The sequence below is a fragment of the Pseudomonas sp. B10 genome (assembly GCF_900156235.1).
In the GTDB taxonomy this organism is placed as follows: Bacteria; Pseudomonadota; Gammaproteobacteria; order Pseudomonadales; family Pseudomonadaceae; genus Aquipseudomonas; species Aquipseudomonas siliginis.
Genome location: NZ_LT707063.1, coordinates 3,087,881 through 3,108,636 on the forward strand (window position 1 = coordinate 3,087,881; position 20,756 = coordinate 3,108,636).

Consider the following 20,756-nt stretch of genomic DNA (forward strand, 5'->3'; position numbering starts at 1 on the left):
AGGCTCTTCATGAGCGCTGTCAACACGCCTGCCGATTTTACCGATTACAAAGTTGCCGACATGTCCCTGGCTGCCTGGGGCCGTCGCGAAACCATCATCGCCGAATCGGAAATGCCTGCCCTGATGGGTCTGCGCCGCAAATACGCTGCCGAGCAGCCGCTCAAGGGCGCGAAAATCCTCGGCTGCATCCACATGACCATTCAGACTGCCGTGCTGATCGAAACCCTGGTTGCCCTGGGTGCCGAAGTGCGCTGGTCGTCCTGCAACATTTTCTCCACTCAGGATCAGGCCGCTGCCGCTATCGCTGCCGCCGGTATCCCGGTGTTCGCCTGGAAAGGCGAGACTGAAGAAGAGTACGAGTGGTGCCTGGAGCAGACCATCCTCAAGGATGGCCAGCCTTGGGACGCCAACATGATCCTCGACGACGGCGGCGACCTGACCGAGCTGCTGCACAAGAAATACCCGCAAGTGCTCGATCGCGTTCACGGCGTAACCGAAGAAACCACCACTGGCGTACACCGTCTGCTGGACATGCTGGCCAAGGGCGAGCTGAAGATCCCTGCGATCAACGTCAACGACTCGGTGACCAAGTCCAAGAACGACAACAAGTACGGCTGCCGTCACAGCCTGAACGATGCGATCAAGCGCGGCACCGACCACCTGCTGTCCGGCAAGCAAGCGCTGGTCATCGGTTACGGTGACGTGGGCAAGGGCTCGGCTCAGTCGCTGCGTCAGGAAGGCATGATCGTTAAAGTCTCCGAAGTTGACCCGATCTGCGCCATGCAAGCCTGCATGGACGGTTTCGAACTGGTGTCGCCGTTCATCGACGGTATCAACGACGGTTCCGAAGCAAGCATTGACAAAGCGCTGCTGGGCAAGATCGACCTGATCGTGACCACCACCGGTAACGTCAATGTTTGCGACGCGAACATGCTCAAAGCCCTGAAGAAGCGCGCCGTTGTCTGCAACATCGGTCACTTCGACAACGAAATCGACACCGCTTTCATGCGCAAGAACTGGGCTTGGGAAGAAGTGAAGCCACAGGTGCACAAGGTTCACCGCACCGGCGCTGGCAGCTTCGATCCACAGAACGACGACTACCTGATCCTGCTGGCCGAAGGCCGTCTGGTGAACCTGGGCAACGCCACCGGTCACCCGAGCCGCATCATGGACGGTTCGTTCGCCAACCAGGTTCTGGCACAGATCTTCCTGTTCGGCCAGAAATACGCCGACCTGTCGCCAGCGCAGAAAGCCGAGCGTCTGACCGTTGAAGTGCTGCCGAAGAAACTCGACGAAGAAGTGGCCCTGGAAATGGTTCGCGGCTTCGGCGGCGTGGTCACCCAACTGACCAAGCAACAGGCTGACTACATCGGCGTCACCGTCGAAGGCCCGTTCAAGCCGCACGCCTATCGCTATTAAGAGCAGCTGCGAGCTTCAAGCTGCAAGCGGCAAGTAAAAGCGGTTGGTTTACTTGAGGCTTGTAGCTGTCGCTGGCTTCTTCATCGTTATTACGCAGCCGCTGGCTGCAAGCTTCAGGCACAGGATCCCGGCGCTCCGCCCTCTTGCAGCTTGAAGCTTGCAGCTCGTAGCTGGAGGCCCCCTCCAATGTCCCAAGACCGTCGCTACAGCTTCGAGTTTTTCCCGACCAAGACCGATGCCGGGCAAGAAAAGCTGCTTGCCACTGCCCGCCAGTTGGCCACCTACAATCCTGATTTCTTTTCCTGCACCTACGGCGCTGGCGGTTCGACCCGTGATCGCACGCTCAACACCGTGTTGCAGCTGGAAAGCGAAGTCAAAGTACCCGCCGCACCGCACCTGTCGTGCGTCGGTGACAGCAAGGACGACCTGCGCGGCCTGCTGAACGAATACAAGGCTGCCGGCATCAAGCGCATCGTTGCCCTGCGTGGCGACCTGCCGTCCGGCATGGGCATGACCAGCGGTGAGCTGCGTCACGCCAATGAACTGGTGGAATTCATTCGTGAAGAAACCGCCGATCATTTCCACATCGAAGTCGCCGCTTACCCGGAGATGCATCCGCAAGCGCGCAACTACGAAGACGATCTCGCCAACTTCGTGCGCAAGGCGAAGGCCGGTGCCGACAGCGCGATCACCCAGTACTTCTTCAACGCCGACAGCTACTTCTACTTCGTCGACCGTTTGCAGGCGCTGGGCGTGGATCTGCCGATCGTGCCGGGGATCATGCCGATCACCAACTACAGCAAACTCGCGCGCTTCTCCGATGCCTGCGGTGCGGAAATTCCGCGCTGGATCCGCAAGCAACTGGAAGCCTACGGCGATGACACGCGAAGCATTCAAAGCTTTGGCGAACAAGTCGTCAGCGAAATGTGCGAACGCCTGCTGCAGGGCGGCGCACCGGGGCTGCACTTTTACTCGATGAACCAGGCCGAACCTAGCCTGGCCATCTGGAACAACCTGAAGCTGCCGCGGTGAAGCAGCTGCAAGTTTCGAGCTGAAAGCTACAAGCTGGACCAAGAGATCGCAGTCTTTGGCAACGTCTTTGTTGGGTTGTCAGGGCTGCGATTTTTTTTGTTTGAAGCCGCGAAACAGAGCTTGTGCAGCGGCTTTCTGGCTCTTTCGCGATTCTCGTCGTAATCTCCAGCCATGCCTTTGATCACGCAGTTATTCGCCGTGCTGGTTTTTGCTTGCCTGAGCGTCGCCGCTCGGGGGGAGAAGTTGCGTATTGTCACCGAGCCGTGGGCGCCGTACGTCTACGAACAGGGTGGCAAAAACCTTGGTCTTGACTACGAAACTACCGCCATCGTGTTCCAGCGCCTGGGCATTGAAGTGGAATGGCAGTTCCTGCCGTGGAAGCGCTGCCTGTCGATGCTCGAGACCGGCCAGGCCGACGGTGCGCTGGACATCTTTCACAGCGCCGAACGCGACGCCACCCTGCTATATCCCAGCGAACCTTTGTCCGACGTCGAATTCGTGATGTTCTACGCCAACGAGCGGCCGCATCCCTTCAACACCCTCGAACAACTCAAAGGCCTGACCATCGGCACCTCGCCGGGTTATCTGTACAGCCCTGACTTCAGCCAGTCGGACCTGTTTACCCGTGAGCCGGCGCCAACTCATGAAGCCAATTTCGGCAAACTGGTGCGCGGGCGGATCGACCTGCTGATTACCGATCGCCGCGTCGGTCAGCATTTGCTCGATGAACTGGATATTCGCGATCTGATCACGGAAAACCCGACGGTGATCAGCCGCCAGAGCCAGTTTCTTGCGGTTCGGCGCAATGCCGGTATGGATTTGCTGGTGCAGCGTTTCGGCGCCGAGCTCAAGCGTTTCAAGCGCGAACCGGCCTACGCCGAGCTCAGCGCGCGCTATGGTGCCGCGCCTGTTGATAGCGCATCACTGCGCTCGGCTACGGCCAGCGGCGAAACCGTTGAGCAGCAGGAAAGCAGCGCGCAGTGATTGCTCTGTTATACTCCGGCGTTCCCGCCAGGCTCACGCCCGGACGCCCGGAACCGTAACAGGCCTCTCGACCCGCTACAGCGCAGCTTCCAGCCCGCGCGAGCGCTCCTGACGTGCCTTCGGAACCGCCGCTGGACCGGACGGGATTGCGTCCTCTTAAACGTGATTCGCGCCAGGCAAGACTCCCATTGGGCCAAGCCCTAACTAAAACAGGATTACTCATGTCCTTTGCTTCCCTCGGTCTCTCCGAGGCTTTAGTCCGTGCCATCGAAGATGCGGGCTATACCGAGCCTACTCCGGTGCAACAGCGGGCCATTCCCGCCGTGTTGCAAGGTCGCGACCTGATGGTGGCGGCTCAGACAGGTACCGGTAAAACCGGCGGCTTCGCCCTCCCGATTCTGGAGCGGTTGTTCCCCAACGGTCACCCGGACAAATCCCAGCGTCACGGCCCGCGCCAACCGCGCGTGCTGGTCCTGACCCCGACCCGCGAACTCGCGGCCCAGGTGCACGAGAGCTTCAAGATCTACGCCCGTGACCTGAAATTCGTCAGCGCCTGCATCTTCGGCGGCGTCGGCATGAACCCGCAGGTCCAGGCCATGTCCCGTGGCGTCGACGTTCTCGTCGCCTGCCCGGGTCGCTTGCTCGACCTCGCCGGCCAGGGCAGCGTCGATCTGTCCCACGTGGAAATTCTCGTTCTCGACGAAGCCGACCGCATGCTCGACATGGGTTTTGTCCACGACGTGAAGAAAGTCCTCGCGCGTCTGCCGGCCAAGCGTCAGAACCTGCTGTTCTCGGCGACCTTCTCCAAAGACATCACCGACCTCGCCGGCAAACTGCTGCACAACCCGGAACGCATCGAAGTGACGCCGCCGAACACCACGGTCGAGCGCATCGAACAACGCGTGTTCCGCCTGCCCGCCAGCCACAAACGTGCGCTGCTGGCACACCTGATCACCGCCGGCGCGTGGGAACAGGTACTGGTGTTCACCCGCACCAAGCACGGCGCCAACCGTCTCGCTGAATACCTGGACAAACACGGCCTGCCGGCGGTGGCGATCCACGGTAACAAGAGCCAGAACGCGCGCACCAAAGCCTTGGCCGACTTCAAGGCCGGCGAAGTACGCATTCTGGTTGCCACCGACATCGCTGCCCGTGGCCTGGACATCGATCAGTTGCCGCATGTGGTCAACTTCGAGCTGCCGAACGTCGATGAAGACTATGTGCACCGTATCGGCCGTACCGGCCGCGCCGGTCGTTCCGGCGAGGCGATCTCCCTGGTCGCACCGGACGAAGAAAAACTGCTGAAAAGCATCGAGCGCATGACCAAGCAGAAGATTGCCGACGGCGATCTGATGGGCTTCGACTCCAGCACCATCGAAGCCGAGAAGCCGGAAGCCCGCGAGCGTCCGGACATCCGCAACCCGCGCAATTCTCGTGGCCCGCGTGGCGACGGTCCGAATGGCGGCGGCGGTGGCGGCGGTCGCAAGGACAAAGGCAAAGACAAGGGCAAGGAAAAACCGGCCGGTGAACGTGGCGAGCGCCCTGCCCGTCAGCAGAAACCGCGCGAAGGCACCCCGAGCCGCGAACAGCGCCCGAGCCAGCCACCGCGTGCAGCGGCTGACCGTGCCCCGGACGAATTCCTTGACGACGATATCGATAACTTCGGCAACCGCGTCGACTACGTGCCGAAAGCCGCTCCTGCCGGTGGCCGTGGCCGTCGTCCGGGCGCACCGGCGCAAGGCGCGGGCGCACCACGCGGTGGCCAGCCTCAGGGTCGTCAGAACGGTCCGCGCAACAGCAACGGCTCGAGCACCGGGACGCCACCAGCCAAACGCAGCGGCCCGCGCAATGGCGCACCGCGTGACGGTCAGGGTCGTCGCGACGAATCCGCGCCACGCAACCGCCGCCCGGCCCGTGACGATCAGCCACGCAGCGAACCGGCCGTGCAGAACCCGCGCAGCAACGGTCCGAAGATCATGCACAAGGAATCGAAAGCCGACCGCTTCCCGACGCCTGAGCAGCTCGATCAACTGCCAAGCCGCCCGCGTGGCGAGAAACCAGCACTGCTGACCCGCAATCGCTGAGTCTCAAACCGCATAAAAAATGCCCCGACTCGAAAGAGCCGGGGCATTTTTTTACCTCGATTATCTCTGCCACACCGCAATACCCCTGTGGGAGCGAGCCTGCTCGCGAAGGCGGCGGGTCAGCTGAATCTTTGCCGATTGACACACCGCTTTCGCGAGCAGGCTCGCTCCCACACGGAATAGCGTGTTACAGCAATAAAAAACGCCCCCGGCCTTGCGACCGGGGGCGTTTTCATGTGACGGCGAAATTTATTTCGCTTTCACACCTTCGAACGAAACATACAGCTCGACCGCATCGGACTTCGGACCGAGGTCTTTCTGCTTGCCGAAATCGGAACGCTTGATGGTGGTGGTGCCTTCGAAGCCGGCACGGTAGCCGCCCCATGGATCCTTGCCTTCGCCCAGGAAGGTGGCCTTGACGACAACCGGCTTGGTTACGCCCAGCAGGGTCAGGTCGCCGGTCACGTCAGCGGTATTGGCACCGGTGGACTTGACGCTGGTGGACACGAAGGTGGCCTTGCCGAATTTGCTGGCGTTGAGGAAGTCAGCGCTGGCGATGTGCTTGTCGCGCTCGGCGTGGTTGGTGAACACGCTGGCAGTGTTGACGTTGAACTCGATCTTGCTGTCTTCAGGCTTGGCAGCGTCGAAGCTGAACTTGCCGTCGATGTCCTTGAAGGTACCGGTGATGTAGCTGTAGCCCAGGTGGCTGATCTTGAAGTCGACGAAGGCGTGCTGGCCTTCCTTGTCTACTACATAGTCAGCAGCCATTACGTTGGCGGACAGCACGGCAGAACCGATTGCCAGAGCGGCCAGAGTCTTTTTCAACATGCTTTCTTTTCCTTTGAGTCGAGGTTGAATTTCAGGCTTTGCGACCGAGCATTCGATTGAGGGTCGCATCACGATCGATAAAGTGGTGCTTCAATGCTGCCAACGCATGGAGACCGGAAAAAATTACCAGTGCCCACGCCAGCCACAGATGAATCACCCCAGCGGTATCTGCCTGATCCGGTAGCCCGGAGAGCAGAGCAGGGACTTCAAACAGGCCAAACACCGGGATCCCGACACCGTCTGCGGTGGAAATCAGGTAACCGGCAATCATCACAGCGAACAGCGCCAGATACAGAAACCCGTGGCCGAACTTAGCGCCGATACGGGTCATGCGGCTGTAGCTTTGCAGCGTTGGCGGCGGCGGACTGATGAAACGCCACAACACCCGCAACACCATCACACCGAGCAGCACCAGACCGATGCTCTTGTGCAGGTCCGGCGCGTCTTTGCGCCAAGTGCTGTAGTAATCCAGCCCAACCATCCACAGACCCAGCGCAAACAGCCCGAAGACCGCCAGCGCCACGCCCCAGTGCATGAAGATGCTGACCCAACCATAGCGCGAAGAAGAGTTACGTAGCTGCATTGCCCAAATCCTGTGAGAACTGCGAACCAAGACTAGCGAGTTATCTATCGAATTAAAGCGGAAAATTTTGCTTTGAAATATCGAGAAATACGATCAAGAGTCTGGAAGTGACGAGTTAAGAAAAGATTAAAGGCGAAAGAGTGGCGGATTGTTGTCGCCAGGCAATGGAATTTGGGTGTCTGAGTTGGCCCCTTCGCAAGCAGGCTCGCTCCCACAGGTAATCGCATTCCTACTGACAGTACTCGGTCAAAGGTGGGAATGAGCCTGCTCGCGATAGCGATTTTGCAGGCAAAAAAAAGCGCGGCATATACGCCGCGCTTCTTCGTTCACCGCAAAGCCTTACTGCGCCTTGGTCTCGGTCGTTGCAGCAGGCTTGGCCGCTGGCTTCTTCGCCGGTTCAGCCTTTTTCGCTGCCGGTTTGGCCGCCGGCTTTTTCGTTTCGGTTTTGGCCGCAGGCTTCTTCGCTGCTGGCTTGGCCGCCGCTTTCTTCGCTGGCTCGGCTTTTACCGGGGCCGCTGGTTTCGGTGCTTCCACCGGCGCAGGTGCAGGTGCCGGGGTCGGCGCAGGCGCTGGAGCAACCGGAGCAGGTGCTGGCTCTGGCGCTTTCGCAGGCTCAGGCTTCTTCTCGTCATCCGAACCGCCGAACAGGTTGCTGAAGAAGTTGCCCTTCTTCGCCGCTACCGCACCCGCCGCGCCTGCCGCAGCTGCAGCCGGAACCACTTTGGCCGGTTCGAACGACTTGCCTGCCGCCAGATCTTCAACCTGGCTGGCCGCGCGCTGGCCGGTGCGCAGTGCGCCTTCCAAGGTGCCCGGGTACAAGGTGTCGGTGTGTTCACCGGCGAACGCTACGCGTTGCAGCGGACGTTCCCACAGGCGCCAGAACTTGCTGATCTGCCCCGGGCCGTAAGCCAGGTAGGCGCCGCCCATCGACGGGTCGGTGCTGTAGCGACGGATTTCATAACCGGTGAACGAGCCACGGGCCTGTGGGTAAAACGCGTGCAGACGGATCAGCACCTGATCGACCATCTGCTTGTCGCCGAACGCCTGCATCACACGGGCGTTATCGCCGGACAGGTTGATCACCACATTGGCGCCGCCCTTCAGCGCCGGCTCGATCCAGAGCATGCCTAAACCCGCGTTGCTGTAGATCTCACCGGACATGCGCGACTTGCTTTCCCACACTGGCGTCTTGAACTTCAGCATGATCTGGTCGCGCCAGCCGTAGTTGGTGCCTTTGATCGCGGCGAGGTGCTGGGCATCCAGCGCAGGGGTCAGGGCGATCTTGTTCAGCGCGCGCAGCGGTACCGCCAGCACAACGTAGTCGGCCTGATAGCCGACGCTGCCGACTTTGACGGTCACACCGTCCTTGTCCTGGATGATGGCCGAGACCGGCGAGCTGGTCTTGATGGTCTTGATCTGTTTGACGAAGGCCTGGGCCAGGACCTGGCTGCCGCCGACCAGACGCGAGGCGCGCAGGTCGCGGTCGGAAACGCCGCGATAAACGCGGTTCTGCTGAGCGAAATACAGCAGCGACAGACGCGAAGGTTCGTCGTAGTGGGTGCGAATGTCCTGGTTGATCAACTGACGCGCGGTGGCCGGCAGGTTCTGCTTGTCGAGCCAGCTCGATACGGTGATCTGGTCCAGTGCATGCAGGGTGGCGGTCGCCGCCGGGTTCTGCGGGTCGTCGATCGAGCGCGCCAGATCGTCGAGGGTTTTCTGGTAGCGCTTGAGCGCATCGGCGGTGGCTGGCTGCTTGGTGGCCAGATCAGCGGCGGAGAAATAATCGCCGTCGATCAGATAGCCCGGGGTACGGACGAATTCCGGCGCCGGCGTGGTGCCGAGCTTGAAGGTCGACACGTACTTGTTCAGCACCGGCTGAGTCTTGTCGTTGCCGATCCACTCGCTGGTGGCCATGCCCGAGCGGCCGCCCAGGCTCGGTTTGGCTTCCAGCAGGGTGACCTGCCAGCCTTTGTTCTGCAGTTCGTAAGCGGCGGTCAGACCCGACAGGCCGCCGCCGATCACGATTGCGGTTTTATCCTTGGCCAGCGCCGTAACGCTGAACAGCCCCAACATCACCAGCGCACAGGCGCGCAGCCAACCGACAGACATTCAGCGAACTCCGGAAAAACATGTGGGAAAAAGCAGCTTTGCGAGTCAGACGACTCAAAGAACCGCGAAGAATACGTTAGCCATCAAAACGCCGCCAGCGACGTCTATCGGCTCAGACAAAGTAGCTCAATCGACACAATGGGTTGTTCCCGCGCGATGCATTGCATAGGCTTGCGCGATTGTTCGCCCGCGCCAGACGCGAGCCGCCTCGAGGAGACTGTAAATGGGCCTGAATAACCAGTGGATGCAACGCGATCTTGCGGTGCTGTGGCATCCCTGCACCCAGATGAAAGACCACGAACAGCTGCCGCTGATCCCGATCAAGCGCGGCGAAGGCGTCTGGCTCGAAGACTTCGAAGGCAAGCGCTACCTCGACGCAGTCAGTTCCTGGTGGGTCAACGTGTTCGGCCACGCCAACCCGCGCATCAACCAGCGCATCAAGGATCAGGTCGATCAACTCGAACATGTGATCCTTGCCGGTTTCAGCCATCAACCGGTGATCGAGCTGTCCGAGCGTCTGGTGAAGATGACCCCGCAAGGCTTGAACCGGGTGTTCTACGCCGATAACGGTTCGTCCTGCATCGAAGTCGCGCTGAAGATGAGTTTTCACTACTGGCTCAATCGCGGCCAGCCAAACAAAAAGCGCTTCGTCACCCTGACCAACAGCTACCACGGCGAAACCATGGCAGCGATGGCGGTCGGCGATGTGCCGCTGTTCACCGAGACCTACAAAGCCCTGTTGATGGACACCATCAAAGTGCCGAGCCCGGATTGCTATCTGCGCCCGCAAGGCATGAGCAGGGAGGAACACTCGCGCAACATGTTCGCCGCCATGGAACAGACCCTGGCGGAAAATCATGACAGCGTCGCGGCAGTGATCGTCGAGCCGTTGATTCAGGGCGCCGGCGGCATGCGCATGTATCACCCGGTGTACCTCAAGCTGTTGCGCGAGGCCTGCGACCGTTACGGCGTGCACCTGATCCACGACGAAATCGCCGTCGGCTTCGGCCGTACCGGAACGATGTTCGCCTGCGAACAAGCCGGCATCCGCCCGGACTTCCTCTGCCTGTCGAAAGCCCTGACCGGCGGCTACCTGCCGCTGGCGGCGTGCCTGACCACCGACGAGGTCTACAGCGCCTTCTACGACGACTACCCGACCCTGCGCGCCTTCCTCCACTCGCACAGCTACACCGGCAACCCGCTGGCCTGCGCTGCGGCACTGGCGACTCTGGATATCTTTGAGCAGGACAACGTCATCGAGAACAACCAGGCGCTCGCTCAGCGCATGGCCTCGGCGACGGCGCATCTGGTCGATCACCCTAACGTGTCGGAAGTGCGCCAGACCGGCATGGTCCTGGCGATCGAAATGGTCAAGGATAAATCCACGAAAGAGGCCTACCCTTGGCAGGAGCGTCGTGGCTTGAAAGTTTTCCAGCATGCGCTGGAACGTGGTGCGTTGTTGCGCCCGCTGGGCAGCGTGGTGTATTTCCTGCCGCCGTATGTGATCACCCCGGAGCAGATCGACTTCCTGGCCGAAGTGGCCAGTGAAGGTATTGATATCGCTACGCGTGACAGCGTCAGCGTGGCGGTGCCGAAAGACTTCCACCCCGGCTTCCGCGACCCGGGCTAACCGTAATTTCTCGTTCCCACGCTCCGCGTGGGAATGCAGCCCGGGACGCTCCGCGTCCCAAAAGCGGACGCAGAGCGTCCGATGAGGCATTCCCACGCAGAGCGTGGGAACGATCTAATCTGAGAGACCCGAAATGAGACTGTCCCGCTTCTTTATCGACGCCCCGCTGAGCACTGGCGAACACGAACTGCCGGAGGCCCAGGCGCATTACATCAGCCGCGTGTTGCGCATGGCCGAAGGCGATGCGGTGCAGTTGTTCGACGGTTCCGGCCATGAATTTCGCGGGTCCTTGGTGGACGTCGGCAAGAAACGCGTGGTCGTGCAGATCGACGAGCAATTCGCCGGGCAAATCGAATCGCCGCTGCAGATCCACCTCGGCCAGGGCCTGTCCCGGGGCGAGCGGATGGACTGGGCGATTCAGAAAGCCACCGAACTGGGCGTGACGCAAATCACCCCGATCTTCAGCGAACGCTGCGAAGTGCGCCTCAAGGACGAACGCGCCGACAAGCGCTTGCTGCACTGGCGCCAGGTGGCGATCAGTGCCTGCGAACAGTGCGGGCGTTCACGGGTGCCGGTGATTCATCCACCAGTATTGCTGGCGGACTGGCTCAAGCAGACTGAAGCCGAATTGAAACTGGTGCTGCACCCGGTCGCAGAACCGCTGGTCAGCCATGCCAAACCGGCGACGCTGGCGTTCCTGATCGGACCGGAAGGTGGCTTGACGGACGGCGAAGTCGAGCAGGCCAAAGGCAATGGCTTCCACGCCGCCCGCCTCGGCCCACGGGTGCTGCGCACCGAGACCGCGCCGGTGGTGGCGTTGGCGGTGGCCCAGCAACTGTGGGGTGACTTCTAAACCTTTTTGCCGGACTGATCGTTCCCACGCTCTGCGTGGGAATGCAGCCCGGGACGCTCCGCGTCCCAAACAGCGTGACGCAGAGCGTCACAGGAGGCGTTACCACGCAGAGCGTGGGAACGATCAGTCAGCCGGGCTACAGGACGTAAAACAGAATCGCCACAAAGTGCAGCAGACTCCCGGCAATCACGAACAGGTGCCAGATGCCATGGGCATGCCGCAGCCGGTGATCGAGGGCGAAAAAGATAATCCCCACCGTATACAAAACCCCGCCCGACGCCAGCCAGGCAAACCCGGCCGTGCCCAGTGCGGCAATCAGCGGTTTGACTGCGACCAGCACGATCCAGCCCATCACCGCGTAAATCACGATCGACAGAATCCGTGCCTCTGAGCGTGGTTTGATCTCTTGCAGGATGCCGATCAGCGCCAGCCCCCAGACAATCCCGAACAGCGTCCAGCCCCACGGCCCGCGTAACGTCACCAGGCAGAACGGCGTGTAGCTGCCGGCGATCAGCAGGTAGATCGAGAAATGATCGACCTTCTTCATGATCGCTTTCTTGCGCCCGCGCACGCTGTGGTAAACGGTCGAGGCGCTGTAGAGCACCAGCAAGGTGAAGGCGTAGATCGCCACGCTGACAATCTTCCACGGACTGCCGTCGAGGCTGGCAATCACCAGCATCCACACGCCGCCAATAAACGCGGCGATGGCTCCGACCAGATGGGTCCAGGCGTTGAGTTTTTCCCCGTGATACATGTATTGCTCACCTCACATTCGTTACCGCAGCGCGCAAGGCTCGGGCCTTGAGCGTAAAAGCGCAATGTTTCCGTTCAACCTCGCCTGCGCGGCCCGCAGGAATTGGGCACAATCGGCCGATACCAAAAAGAGTCCGCGCCATGCTGATCGACGAAGAATTGACCCTGAAAAAACTCGAGGTGTTCCTCGCCTTCATGCGCACCGGCAACCTCGCCCGCGCCGCCGCTGAACTGCAGACCAGCAACGTCAGCGTGCACCGCGCCATTCACTCTTTGGAAAACGCCCTGCGCTGCCCGCTGTTCAAACACGAAGGCCGAAATCTGACGCCGCTGGAAAGCGCTTATGTGCTGGAAGAACGTGCGCAGAAGCTGATCAACGACGTCGTCGACAGCGTGCGCCTGACCCGCGAAGCCGCCGGATTTTCCGCCGAGCGCTTCAAGCTCGGCTCGCTGTATTCGCTGACGGTGAAAACCGTGCCGCAGCTGATCATGGGCCTGAAAATCCGCCGCAGCGAACTCAACATCGACCTGATCCTCGGCTCGAACATCGACCTGCTCTACAAGCTGAAAAACATGGAAGTCGACGCGATTCTGGTGTCGCTGGACGACAGCATCAACGACCCCGATTGCGAACAGATTGCGCTGTTCTCCGACGACATCTTCCTCGCCACCCCGGCCGATTCAAAATTCGCCCAGCGCAGTGAAGTCGATCTGGCGGAAGTGCGTGATGAAACCTTCATCACCCTGACCCAAGGCTTCGCCACGCATCAGGACGGTGTGCGGGTATTCAAGCAAGCGGGGTTCGAGCCGAAGGTGGCGATGCAGGTCAATGACATCTTCACCCTGCTGAGCATGGTCAGCTCGGGGGTGGGTTATGCGTTGCTGCCGGGGCGGATTGCGGCGGTGTACGAGAACCGGGTGAAGCTCATCCCGTTGCAGGAGAAGTACCGGTTGCAGCAGCACATTGGCGTGGTGTTTCTGAAGGCCAAGGAGCGTGATCCGAATTTGCTGGCGTTGCTGGCGGAGTGTCGGATGTATGCCAATCGCCAGGCCAGCTTATGATCGTTCCCACGCTCTGCGTGGGAATGCCTCAATGGACGCTCTGCGTCCGCTTTGGGACGCGGAGCGTCCCGGGCTGCATTCCCACGCAGAGCGTGGGAACGATCAAAATTGACTAACCCATCAACCCGCGCATCGCCAGAAACAACAGCGAAGGCCCGAGCAGACACCCGAGCGCGGTGTAGAACGCCGCCGTCAGGCAACCGTACGGCACCAGCTTCGGATCGGTGGCCGCCAAGCCGCCGGCAACGCCGCTGGAGGTACCCATCAAGCCACCGAAAATCACCGCGCTGCGCGGATTGTTGAGGCCGATCATCGGCGCCACGAACGGTGTCATCACCATCACCAGAATCGCCTTGATCAGCCCCGCCGCAATCGATAGCGCCATCACCTCGGAACTGGCACCAATCGCCGCGCCGGTCACCGGGCCGACAATGTAGGTCACGGCACCCGCGCCAATGGTAGTCAGGCTTACCGCATCGGTGTAGCCGAACGCCATCGCCACGCCGACGCCGGCGACGAACGAGGTGCCAACGCCGACAAACAGCGCCAGCACACCGACGAATCCGGCGCGTTTGAGCTCATCGACACTCACGCCAAACGCCGTCGCCACAATCGCGAAATCCCGCAGCATCGCACCGCCGAGCAGGCCGATGCCGGACAGCAGGGGAATATCCACCACGCCTTTTTGCCCACCGGTCAGTGCGCCGCCGATATACGACAGCACCAGCCCGAGCAGAATCGCAATCGCCGAACCGTGCAGACGGCCCTTGGTGAAGGTGTTGGACATCCAGTAGGACACCCACATGGTCAGGCCGACAATCAAAAAGCCGCTGATCAGACCGTAGCCGGTGATCACTTTCATCATTGATTCGTACATGGCGATTACCCCGCAGTCTTGGCTGGAGCAATCGGCGTTTCTTGCTTGTTGCCCATGCGTGTCAGCACCGGCACCAAGGCAAAAGCGATCACTACGGCGAGGGTGCCGGCAAGAATCGCCATCGGCCCGCCCTTCAGCGCACCGTAGACATTCTGCTGCGCGGCCATGGCGACCACGATGGGGATGTAGATCGCGCTCCAGAACTCCACGCCCTGCTCGGTCTTGCCCTTGAGCCAGCCGCTCTTGTAGAGGTAGCTGCCCAGGCCGATCAACAGCAGCATCGCAATGCCGACACCGCCGACGTTGGCCGGCACGCCGATCAGCTTGCCGAGCAATTCACCGACCCAGATACCGACCAGCGTGCAAAAGGCGAGAAACGCCACACCGTAAATAATCATTGTTGTAGTCCTCAAAGTGCATCGTCGAATGTTGTTTTTGTTGTTCGAAGCTTGAGTCGCGGCGGTTTTAGAGTTGGCGGCCACCCTCCTCGCGCAACAGCGCTTGCAGGGTATCGAGGCGGGCACTGTCGAAGGCAGTGACGGTGCCCTGCTCGAACACCCGGCGCGCCAGCCCGGTCAGCACCGCACCGGGCGGCAGTTCGATCTGTAGACGTACGCCGCGCTCGTAGGCGCTTTGCACGGTGCCGCGCCAGTCCACCACGCGGCACATGTTGAAAGCGAGGTCATCGCGCAGCGCTTCGACTTTGGCAACAGGCCTTGCGCGACTGCCGCTCAGATAAGCGATTTTCGGGCTCCTCAGTTCAACCTTGGCGAAGGCCTCGGCAAGCGCCTGCGCCGGTTTTTCCAGCAACGGGCAATGCGACGGCACGCTCACCGCCAGCCGCTTCGCCACTCCGGCGCCGCGACTGCGCGCCAGTTCGGCCACCGCTTGCATGGCCTTGTCGCTGCCGGCGACGACCACTTGGTTATCCGCGTTGATATTGGCCAGATACACCGGCGCATCTTCGCTGTGCACTTGCGCCAGCAGGGTTTCGACGGTGGACAACTGCAAGCCGATGATCGCGGTCATGCCATAGCCCTGTGGATAAGCCTGCTGCATCAGCTCACCGCGCAGGCTGACCAGATGCAGCGCATCGCTGAAATTCAAGGCTCCCGCTACTACTGCTGCCGGGTAGGCGCCGATGGACAGGCCGGCGACGTAATCCGCAGTCAGTCCGTCCTGCAACAACTGCCGCGAAGCAGCGACACCGGCGATCAGCAGGCACAGCTGCACCGCTCGTGTCGTGCGCAATGCCTCGGCACAATCCAGCAGCAAAACATCCTCGCCGAGCACATCACTGGCCTCGACCAGCGCTTCCCTTGGCAAACGCTGGAGCATGCCCGCTTGCTGCGCGCCCTGGCCGGGAAACACCAACAGGCTGCTCACGCTGCCTGCTCCTGCGGGTGCCACGGATTCGTCACCAATGCAGCCTGATGCGCATTTTTCAGCAGCACCCGGGCCGAACCGCTGGCCCATTCCCGCAAGGCCACAGCGCCGAATGGGGTCTGCAATTGCGTGTCGACCCGGCACACAGCCTGATCGAAAAGCTCCACGAGTTTGCATGCCTGATTGCGCGTGATCATCTGCGGCGCACGCAGAATCAGATCGAGATCACTGGCCGCGTGCATCGCTGAAAAACCGCTGGCCAATTCAAACCCGACACTGCCGCTGACACCCCAGACCCAACCGCAGTCATCGAGCATCGGCCGCAGTTGTTTGAGCGCCTGCATCACTGGCAGATCTCGCTCGCACTCAACCTGACAGAGGGCCTCCGGACTGACCCGACAGGCAATCGAATCGAGCGGCATAAACGTCGCCAGCCGCTGCTCGCGCAACACACCACGAACGCCGACCGCGACCAGACCTTCCTCGCTCAAGGCCCGCCGCACCACCACCGGTTGCCCGGCCGCCAGCGCCGCGATCGCCCACTGCGGCGCATCCGCCGGCAACTGCGCCGGGGTCATGCCCCAGAGCAGATCGTGGGCCAGGGGCAGGTTCACCACTGCGCCCTCAGCAATTCGCGGACTTTGCTGGAGGCGGCACGATTGCTCGCACCAAGGCGCCCTTTCAAATCAGTGCTGGTCACATCGCTGATCGCTTGCTTCAGGCACTCAGTCACGCGCGTCAGATCTTCCTCTGTCGGCTGTTCAATCTGCTGCACCGAGAGGGTTTCCCAGAGCAGACCGAGGCTGGCGTAGCTGTCGATGTCATAGGCCATCGGTGGCACGCTGGAGGCCAGCGCTTCCAGTTCCTCGACACTGCGCAAGGTGACCCGCGCCGCCGAGGCTTTGCCCATCGCGTGGACCATCACGCCGGGATCACGCAGCGCGATCAGGCGATTGGCCTGATAACCGTGGGCGAGAAACGCACCCGACATGGCCTTGCCCACCAGCAGCGCAATCACCGGATGCCCGGCCAGACGCGCACGGGCATAACTGTCCGCCGCGCCGGCCAGCGCCTGATGAATGCCGAGGGCTTCTTCGCGGCGGCCGTACGCCTGGCTCGGCACATCGACGATGGCAATGATCGGGCGCTTCTTCGCGTTGTCGCGGTCGGCGCTGATCGCGTCATCCACAGCCTTGGCCAGCCCCCAGCCTTCGAGCAGACCGACCTCGCCATTGCGGGCGCGGGGGAAACGATTGTCCGGGTCGGCGACCACGGCGATAAAGCGGCCGAGCTCAGCGTCGGCGACTTTCAACGACGGCGGCAACCCTTCGACGACACTGGCGCCAGCGCTGAGCGCATTGAACCAGTGCAAACCGCGCAATGAATAACCGCTCATGAGCGCTCTCCTTGATACAGATCGCGAACCACCGACGGTTCGATTTGCTGGTCAGTGTTCAGCTTGCGGAGGCGTTGCAGGAACCACTCGGCGCGTTGACTGCGCGGCTGTGCCGGCAGGCCTTGCTGGAGCAATTCGCCAACCTGCTGACGAATCTGCGCCACGTCATCGCCGACATAACGGTCCACCAGTCCCGTGTTGAAACGCTGTTCGCCGCCGGTCAGGCTCCAGATGAATGGCCGGTCGCGGGAGTCGTATTCTTCGATCCCGGCTTCCTGCTCGATGACTTGCGGGCCGTTCAGGCCGAGACGTGCTTCCTGAGTCACCAGCAAATAACTGCACAGCGCAGCAGCAATCGACATGCCGCCGAAGCAACCGACACTGCCGGCGACCACGCCGACCACCGGTTGGTATTGCTGCAAATCGACAATCGCCGCATGGATATCGGCAATCGCCGCCAGCCCCAGATTGGCCTCCTGCAAGCGCACGCCACCGGTTTCCAGCAGCAACACCGCGCGGGTGGGGATACCGTTGCGGTTGTCTTCGGCAGCCAGTTCCAGCGCGCCGGCAATCTTCGCCCCGCCGACTTCGCCAAGGCTGCCGCCCTGAAACGCACCTTCAATCGCCGCGATGACCACCGGCAAACCGTCGAGGCGGCCCTTGGCGATAATCACGCCGTCGTCGGCTTGCGGCACCACACCTTGGCGCTCAAGCCATGGCGACATGACCCGTTGAAAGGGATCGAGCAGTTCGCGAAAGGTCCCGGCGTCGAGCAAGGCTTGCGCCCGCTGCCGTGCGCCAAGTTCGACGAAGCTGTGTTTGTTGAGCAACGCTGCGCTGTCAGTCATGGCCGATCTCCTCGAAACCCTGTTCCAGACGCAAGCGCACCACCCCCGGCGTCGCGCCGAAATCGTGGATATCGATGGCCATCGCCGGTGGCGTGGTGCCGTCGAACATCCGCGCAAACAGGTGCTGCCAGCGCAGCTGCGCGCCGTTGACCGAGGTCTGCACGTTGATCGTCAGTTTGCCGGCCAGACCCGGTTCGATCAGCACTTCCAGATCACCGGAGCCGACACAACCGACCAGCGCACGCCCGCGTGGCGGCTGCCCGGCGGGGAATTCAAACGATAGGTTTTCCATCAAAACGCTCCCTGAGAGATGCCGTCGTGCTCGATACGATCAAGCAGCAGCGTGGCGGCGAGCAGGTCGGCGGCGCCACCGGGCGAGGCATTCAATGCGATGAGTTGTTGATCCAGTTCGTGCAGGCGCCGACGACCGCTGAGGCTGGCGCTGCCGCCGGCATCGAGCACCGCTTGCGCGCCGGCCTGCATGGCGTGCAGGCCCGGTTCCCCGGCGCGGTAAAGCACGCAGGTGTCAGCCAGCTCGGTCATGATCGCCAGCAACGCATCGAGCCGGGCGTTCTGTTCGCCGTGGCCGTTGGCGCGACTTTTCTGCAGTTGCGGCAGGCCCCGTTGCAGCACGGACGGGAAGCCCAGTTGCGCTTCCTCGCGAGCACCGCGTGCGCCGTAACGCTGGGCGACTTGTGCGCCGTGGCTGAGCGGTGTCGGTGCGTAGCGGTCGTCGAGCAGTGCCAGGCGTGCGGCACACAGGGCGATGGATTTCGGTTGCAGCGCGGCGGCCGTCACCAACAGTCCCAACGCCCAGATCGCACCGCGATGGGTGTTGACGCCGTTGGTGGTCACAAGCATGGCTTGTTCGCCCTCGCGACCGATGCGGCCAATCGCTTCGCGTAACGGCACACCGACTTCGCCCAGCTCCAGCGCCACCTCAGCCATTTCCTTGAACGCTGGCCACAAGGCCAACGCCGACGCGTGCATCAGGCCCAGGTGCAGATCGGTGTGCGCGCCGTTGCCACGACGGTCGACCAGCGCCGGTTTCGGCGACAGATCGGCTTCGTCGATCAACGCGTCCACTGCCAGATCGGCCAGTCGATCAGCCAGAGAAAGCGGTTTCGCTTGCAGGTTGAATGCGTGCATTACCAGCTCCTGAATTTGGCGGGCGGGTTGTACAGGCCGCCGGACCACTCGACCAGATCGGCGACGCTTTTCGCCGCGAGCAATTCGCGGGTGGCGTCGGTGCGGCGGATGCCGAGGTCTTCGGGCAGGGCGATCAGGCCCTCGCGGCGCATGCGTTCGGTGTCTTTCGGGTTGTGCCGCAGGCCGATGGCGGTAACCCCGGCAACCGCTGCGATCATCGCCTGGCGCTCTTCCAGCGAGCGCGCCTTATACAGGTAGGCGATGCCTTCTTCGGTGAGCAGGTGGGTGACGTCGTCGCCGTAGATCATGATCGGCGCCAGCGGCATGCCGCTTTTCTTCGCCACTTCCACGGCGTCGAGGGCTTCGACGAAGGTCGGTTTGCCGCCCTCCTGGAAGGTCTCGACCATTTGCACCACGAGTTTCTTGCCACGTTCGAGCATCGGTTGCGGCCCATCGGCGTGGCGCATGTCCAGCCACGCCGGGGTGCCGTGACGGCGGCCGCGCGGGTCGTGACCCATGTTCGGCGCACCACCGAAACCGGCGAGACGGCCTCGGGTGACGGTCGAGGAATGGCCGTCGCCGTCGACTTGCAGCGTCGCGCCGATGAACAGGTCCACCGCGTATTGCCCGGCGAGTTGGCAGACCATGCGGTTGGAGCGCAGCGAGCCGTCGCGGCCGGTGAAGAACACATCCGGCCGAGCGGCGATGTAGTTTTCCATGCCCAGTTCGGTACCGAAGCAATGCACGCTCTCGACCCAGCCGCTTTCAATCGCCGGGATCAGCGTCGGGTGCGGGTTGAGCGTCCAGTTGCGGCAGATCTTGCCTTTCAAACCGAGGGATTCGCCGTAGGTCGGCAGGATCAGTTCGATGGCGGCAGTGTTGAAACCGATGCCGTGGTTGAGCGACTGCACGTTGTGTTTTTCGTAGATCCCGCGAATCGCCATCATCGCCATCAGCACGTGCACAGGCTTGATGTGCCGTGGGTCGCGGGTGAACAGCGGTTCGATGTAGAACGGCTTGTCGGCGACCACGACGAAATCGACCCATGAAGCGGGAATGTCCACGCGGGGCAGTTCGCTGACGTCATCGACCAATTGGTTGACCTGAACGATAACGATGCCATCGCTGAACGCCGCCGGTTCGATCAGTGCGGGAGTGTCTTCGGTGCTCGGGCCGGTGTAGATGTTGCCAGCGCGGTCGGCCATGAAACCGGCCGAGAGCACGACGTTGGGAATCAGGTCCACGACGAGGCGGGCGTAGAGTTCGATGTAGGTATGAATGGCGCCGACTTCGAGCAAGCCATCTTCGAGCAACTGGCTGATGCGCAGGCTCTGGGTGCCGGCGAAGGAGAAATCGAGCTTGCGGGCAATGCCACGTTCGAACAGATCAAGGTGTTCGGAGCGGCCGACGCTGGGCATGATCATGTGCAGATCGTGGAGCTTGCCCGGATCGGCCTTGGCCAGTGAACGCGAGAGGAAATCCGCCTGCTTCTGGTTGTTGCCCTCCAGCACCACGCGGTCGCCGGGATGGATCAGCGCTTCGAGCGCGGCGACGATTTTGTCGCTGGGCAACACCGCACCATCGGCCAGCCCGCGCACCTTGTCGAGCCGGCGCTGCTTCTCGTCACGCCGCCGCGTCCAGCGCGAGTCGGGGGAAATTGTTGTTGTCATGCTCACTCCACGGGTTCGCTGTCGTGGAGCCAAGTTAGGCGTGTGTGGTGAGGGCATCAATCAAGCTGGGTGGTGAATCATTACGCTGAGAGT

At 61.8% G+C, this 20,756-nt stretch carries 20 protein-coding genes; 7 read left to right on the plus strand and 13 right to left on the minus strand.

What is annotated here, in order from left to right; translation table 11 throughout:
- Nucleotides 1-9: 9 nt before the first annotated feature.
- The 4 genes from ahcY (at nt 10) to BXA01_RS14025 (ending at nt 5,519) form a co-directional block, all read left to right on the plus strand.
- Complete coding sequence (ahcY, locus tag BXA01_RS14010; RefSeq protein ID WP_016772771.1) at nt 10-1,419, plus strand: adenosylhomocysteinase; 1,410 nt, start codon at nt 10-12, stop codon at nt 1,417-1,419.
- A gap of 186 nt (nt 1,420-1,605) precedes the next feature.
- A complete protein-coding gene (gene metF / locus BXA01_RS14015; RefSeq protein WP_056786871.1) occupies nt 1,606-2,451 on the plus strand; it encodes a methylenetetrahydrofolate reductase [NAD(P)H] in 846 nt (281 codons plus the stop codon).
- 171 nt (nt 2,452-2,622) lie between these two features.
- Nucleotides 2,623-3,435 (plus strand): substrate-binding periplasmic protein, encoded by an 813-nt coding sequence (locus tag BXA01_RS14020; RefSeq protein WP_076564418.1) that lies wholly within the window; start codon nt 2,623-2,625, stop codon nt 3,433-3,435.
- A gap of 221 nt (nt 3,436-3,656) precedes the next feature.
- Nucleotides 3,657-5,519 carry a DEAD/DEAH box helicase gene (locus BXA01_RS14025; protein WP_016772767.1) on the plus strand — a complete coding sequence of 621 codons (1,863 nt, stop codon included), beginning with the start codon at nt 3,657-3,659 and terminating at the stop codon, nt 5,517-5,519.
- 249 nt (nt 5,520-5,768) lie between these two features.
- Here the strand turns inward: BXA01_RS14025 and BXA01_RS14030 are convergent, their stop codons facing one another.
- The 3 genes from BXA01_RS14030 to BXA01_RS14040 all read right to left on the minus strand — a co-directional run bounded on the left by BXA01_RS14030 (nt 5,769) and on the right by BXA01_RS14040 (nt 9,039).
- Nucleotides 5,769-6,347 carry a YceI family protein gene (locus BXA01_RS14030; RefSeq protein WP_039757580.1) on the minus strand — a complete coding sequence of 193 codons (579 nt, stop codon included), beginning with the start codon at nt 6,345-6,347 and terminating at the stop codon, nt 5,769-5,771.
- A gap of 31 nt (nt 6,348-6,378) precedes the next feature.
- On the minus strand, nt 6,379-6,930 hold the full coding sequence (locus BXA01_RS14035) for a cytochrome b (protein WP_076564419.1): 552 nt from the start codon (nt 6,928-6,930) through the stop codon (nt 6,379-6,381).
- A gap of 339 nt (nt 6,931-7,269) precedes the next feature.
- Nucleotides 7,270-9,039, minus strand: a complete 1,770-nt coding sequence (locus BXA01_RS14040) for a flavin monoamine oxidase family protein (RefSeq protein WP_076564420.1) — start codon at nt 9,037-9,039, stop codon at nt 7,270-7,272.
- A 223-nt stretch (nt 9,040-9,262) separates the two neighbouring features.
- On the opposite strand from BXA01_RS14040, the gene BXA01_RS14045 reads away from it, so the two are divergent.
- A complete protein-coding gene (locus BXA01_RS14045) occupies nt 9,263-10,669 on the plus strand; it encodes an adenosylmethionine--8-amino-7-oxononanoate transaminase (protein WP_076564421.1) in 1,407 nt (468 codons plus the stop codon).
- A gap of 133 nt (nt 10,670-10,802) precedes the next feature.
- Nucleotides 10,803-11,522, plus strand: a complete 720-nt coding sequence (locus tag BXA01_RS14050; RefSeq protein ID WP_041476795.1) for a 16S rRNA (uracil(1498)-N(3))-methyltransferase — start codon at nt 10,803-10,805, stop codon at nt 11,520-11,522.
- Between the two features lie 136 nt (nt 11,523-11,658).
- Here BXA01_RS14050 and trhA read toward each other — a convergent pair whose 3' ends face one another.
- Nucleotides 11,659-12,276, minus strand: coding sequence for a PAQR family membrane homeostasis protein TrhA (trhA, locus tag BXA01_RS14055; protein WP_039757573.1), 618 nt, complete (start codon nt 12,274-12,276; stop codon nt 11,659-11,661).
- A gap of 140 nt (nt 12,277-12,416) precedes the next feature.
- Between trhA and BXA01_RS14060 the strand changes: the two genes are divergently transcribed.
- On the plus strand, nt 12,417-13,337 hold the full coding sequence (locus BXA01_RS14060) for a LysR family transcriptional regulator (protein ID WP_076564422.1): 921 nt from the start codon (nt 12,417-12,419) through the stop codon (nt 13,335-13,337).
- 112 nt (nt 13,338-13,449) lie between these two features.
- On the opposite strand, the gene madM is transcribed toward BXA01_RS14060, so the two are convergent.
- The 9 genes from madM to mdcA form a co-directional block, all read right to left on the minus strand.
- The gene (madM, locus tag BXA01_RS14065; RefSeq protein ID WP_041476796.1) at nt 13,450-14,214 is read right to left on the minus strand and encodes a malonate transporter subunit MadM; all 765 of its coding nucleotides are present in this window, start codon (nt 14,212-14,214) and stop codon (nt 13,450-13,452) included.
- Between the two features lie 5 nt (nt 14,215-14,219).
- Nucleotides 14,220-14,612 (minus strand): malonate transporter subunit MadL, encoded by a 393-nt coding sequence (madL, locus tag BXA01_RS14070; RefSeq protein ID WP_016772756.1) that lies wholly within the window; start codon nt 14,610-14,612, stop codon nt 14,220-14,222.
- A 67-nt stretch (nt 14,613-14,679) separates the two neighbouring features.
- Complete coding sequence (gene mdcH, locus BXA01_RS14075) at nt 14,680-15,600, minus strand: malonate decarboxylase subunit epsilon (protein ID WP_076564423.1); 921 nt, start codon at nt 15,598-15,600, stop codon at nt 14,680-14,682.
- Nucleotides 15,597-16,217 (minus strand): malonate decarboxylase holo-ACP synthase, encoded by a 621-nt coding sequence (locus BXA01_RS14080; protein ID WP_076564424.1) that lies wholly within the window; start codon nt 16,215-16,217, stop codon nt 15,597-15,599. Before BXA01_RS14080 ends, mdcH begins: the two co-directional genes overlap by 4 nt.
- Nucleotides 16,211-16,996, minus strand: a complete 786-nt coding sequence (mdcE, locus tag BXA01_RS14085; RefSeq protein WP_076564425.1) for a biotin-independent malonate decarboxylase subunit gamma — start codon at nt 16,994-16,996, stop codon at nt 16,211-16,213. Before mdcE ends, BXA01_RS14080 begins: the two co-directional genes overlap by 7 nt.
- Complete coding sequence (locus BXA01_RS14090; protein ID WP_076564426.1) at nt 16,993-17,844, minus strand: biotin-independent malonate decarboxylase subunit beta; 852 nt, start codon at nt 17,842-17,844, stop codon at nt 16,993-16,995. The genes mdcE and BXA01_RS14090 overlap by 4 nt, the downstream gene beginning before the upstream one ends.
- On the minus strand, nt 17,837-18,136 hold the full coding sequence (locus BXA01_RS14095; RefSeq protein ID WP_041476801.1) for a malonate decarboxylase subunit delta: 300 nt from the start codon (nt 18,134-18,136) through the stop codon (nt 17,837-17,839). Before BXA01_RS14095 ends, BXA01_RS14090 begins: the two co-directional genes overlap by 8 nt.
- Nucleotides 18,136-18,993 (minus strand): triphosphoribosyl-dephospho-CoA synthase, encoded by an 858-nt coding sequence (locus BXA01_RS14100; RefSeq protein ID WP_076564427.1) that lies wholly within the window; start codon nt 18,991-18,993, stop codon nt 18,136-18,138. Before BXA01_RS14100 ends, BXA01_RS14095 begins: the two co-directional genes overlap by 1 nt.
- A complete protein-coding gene (mdcA, locus tag BXA01_RS14105) occupies nt 18,993-20,663 on the minus strand; it encodes a malonate decarboxylase subunit alpha (protein WP_076564428.1) in 1,671 nt (556 codons plus the stop codon). The genes BXA01_RS14100 and mdcA overlap by 1 nt, the downstream gene beginning before the upstream one ends.
- Nucleotides 20,664-20,756 lie beyond the last annotated feature (93 nt).

Excerpts from the sequence above, each read along its gene's own strand:
- BXA01_RS14045 (WP_076564421.1), top strand. The coding sequence starts at position 9,263 with ATGGGCCTGAATAACCAGTGGATGCAACGCGATCTTGCGGTGCTGTGG.
- BXA01_RS14090 (WP_076564426.1), bottom strand. The coding sequence starts at position 17,844 with ATGACTGACAGCGCAGCGTTGCTCAACAAACACAGCTTCGTCGAACTT.
- trhA (WP_039757573.1), bottom strand. The coding sequence starts at position 12,276 with ATGTATCACGGGGAAAAACTCAACGCCTGGACCCATCTGGTCGGAGCC.
- BXA01_RS14020 (WP_076564418.1), top strand. The coding sequence starts at position 2,623 with ATGCCTTTGATCACGCAGTTATTCGCCGTGCTGGTTTTTGCTTGCCTG.
- metF (WP_056786871.1), top strand. The coding sequence starts at position 1,606 with ATGTCCCAAGACCGTCGCTACAGCTTCGAGTTTTTCCCGACCAAGACC.
- madL (WP_016772756.1), bottom strand. The coding sequence starts at position 14,612 with ATGATTATTTACGGTGTGGCGTTTCTCGCCTTTTGCACGCTGGTCGGT.
- BXA01_RS14100 (WP_076564427.1), bottom strand. The coding sequence starts at position 18,993 with ATGCACGCATTCAACCTGCAAGCGAAACCGCTTTCTCTGGCTGATCGA.
- BXA01_RS14030 (WP_039757580.1), bottom strand. The coding sequence starts at position 6,347 with ATGTTGAAAAAGACTCTGGCCGCTCTGGCAATCGGTTCTGCCGTGCTG.
- BXA01_RS14095 (WP_041476801.1), bottom strand. The coding sequence starts at position 18,136 with ATGGAAAACCTATCGTTTGAATTCCCCGCCGGGCAGCCGCCACGCGGG.
- BXA01_RS14025 (WP_016772767.1), top strand. The coding sequence starts at position 3,657 with ATGTCCTTTGCTTCCCTCGGTCTCTCCGAGGCTTTAGTCCGTGCCATC.
- madM (WP_041476796.1), bottom strand. The coding sequence starts at position 14,214 with ATGTACGAATCAATGATGAAAGTGATCACCGGCTACGGTCTGATCAGC.
- BXA01_RS14040 (WP_076564420.1), bottom strand. The coding sequence starts at position 9,039 with ATGTCTGTCGGTTGGCTGCGCGCCTGTGCGCTGGTGATGTTGGGGCTG.
- BXA01_RS14050 (WP_041476795.1), top strand. The coding sequence starts at position 10,803 with ATGAGACTGTCCCGCTTCTTTATCGACGCCCCGCTGAGCACTGGCGAA.
- BXA01_RS14060 (WP_076564422.1), top strand. The coding sequence starts at position 12,417 with ATGCTGATCGACGAAGAATTGACCCTGAAAAAACTCGAGGTGTTCCTC.
- BXA01_RS14035 (WP_076564419.1), bottom strand. The coding sequence starts at position 6,930 with ATGCAGCTACGTAACTCTTCTTCGCGCTATGGTTGGGTCAGCATCTTC.
- mdcE (WP_076564425.1), bottom strand. The coding sequence starts at position 16,996 with ATGAGCGGTTATTCATTGCGCGGTTTGCACTGGTTCAATGCGCTCAGC.
- ahcY (WP_016772771.1), top strand. The coding sequence starts at position 10 with ATGAGCGCTGTCAACACGCCTGCCGATTTTACCGATTACAAAGTTGCC.
- mdcA (WP_076564428.1), bottom strand. The coding sequence starts at position 20,663 with ATGACAACAACAATTTCCCCCGACTCGCGCTGGACGCGGCGGCGTGAC.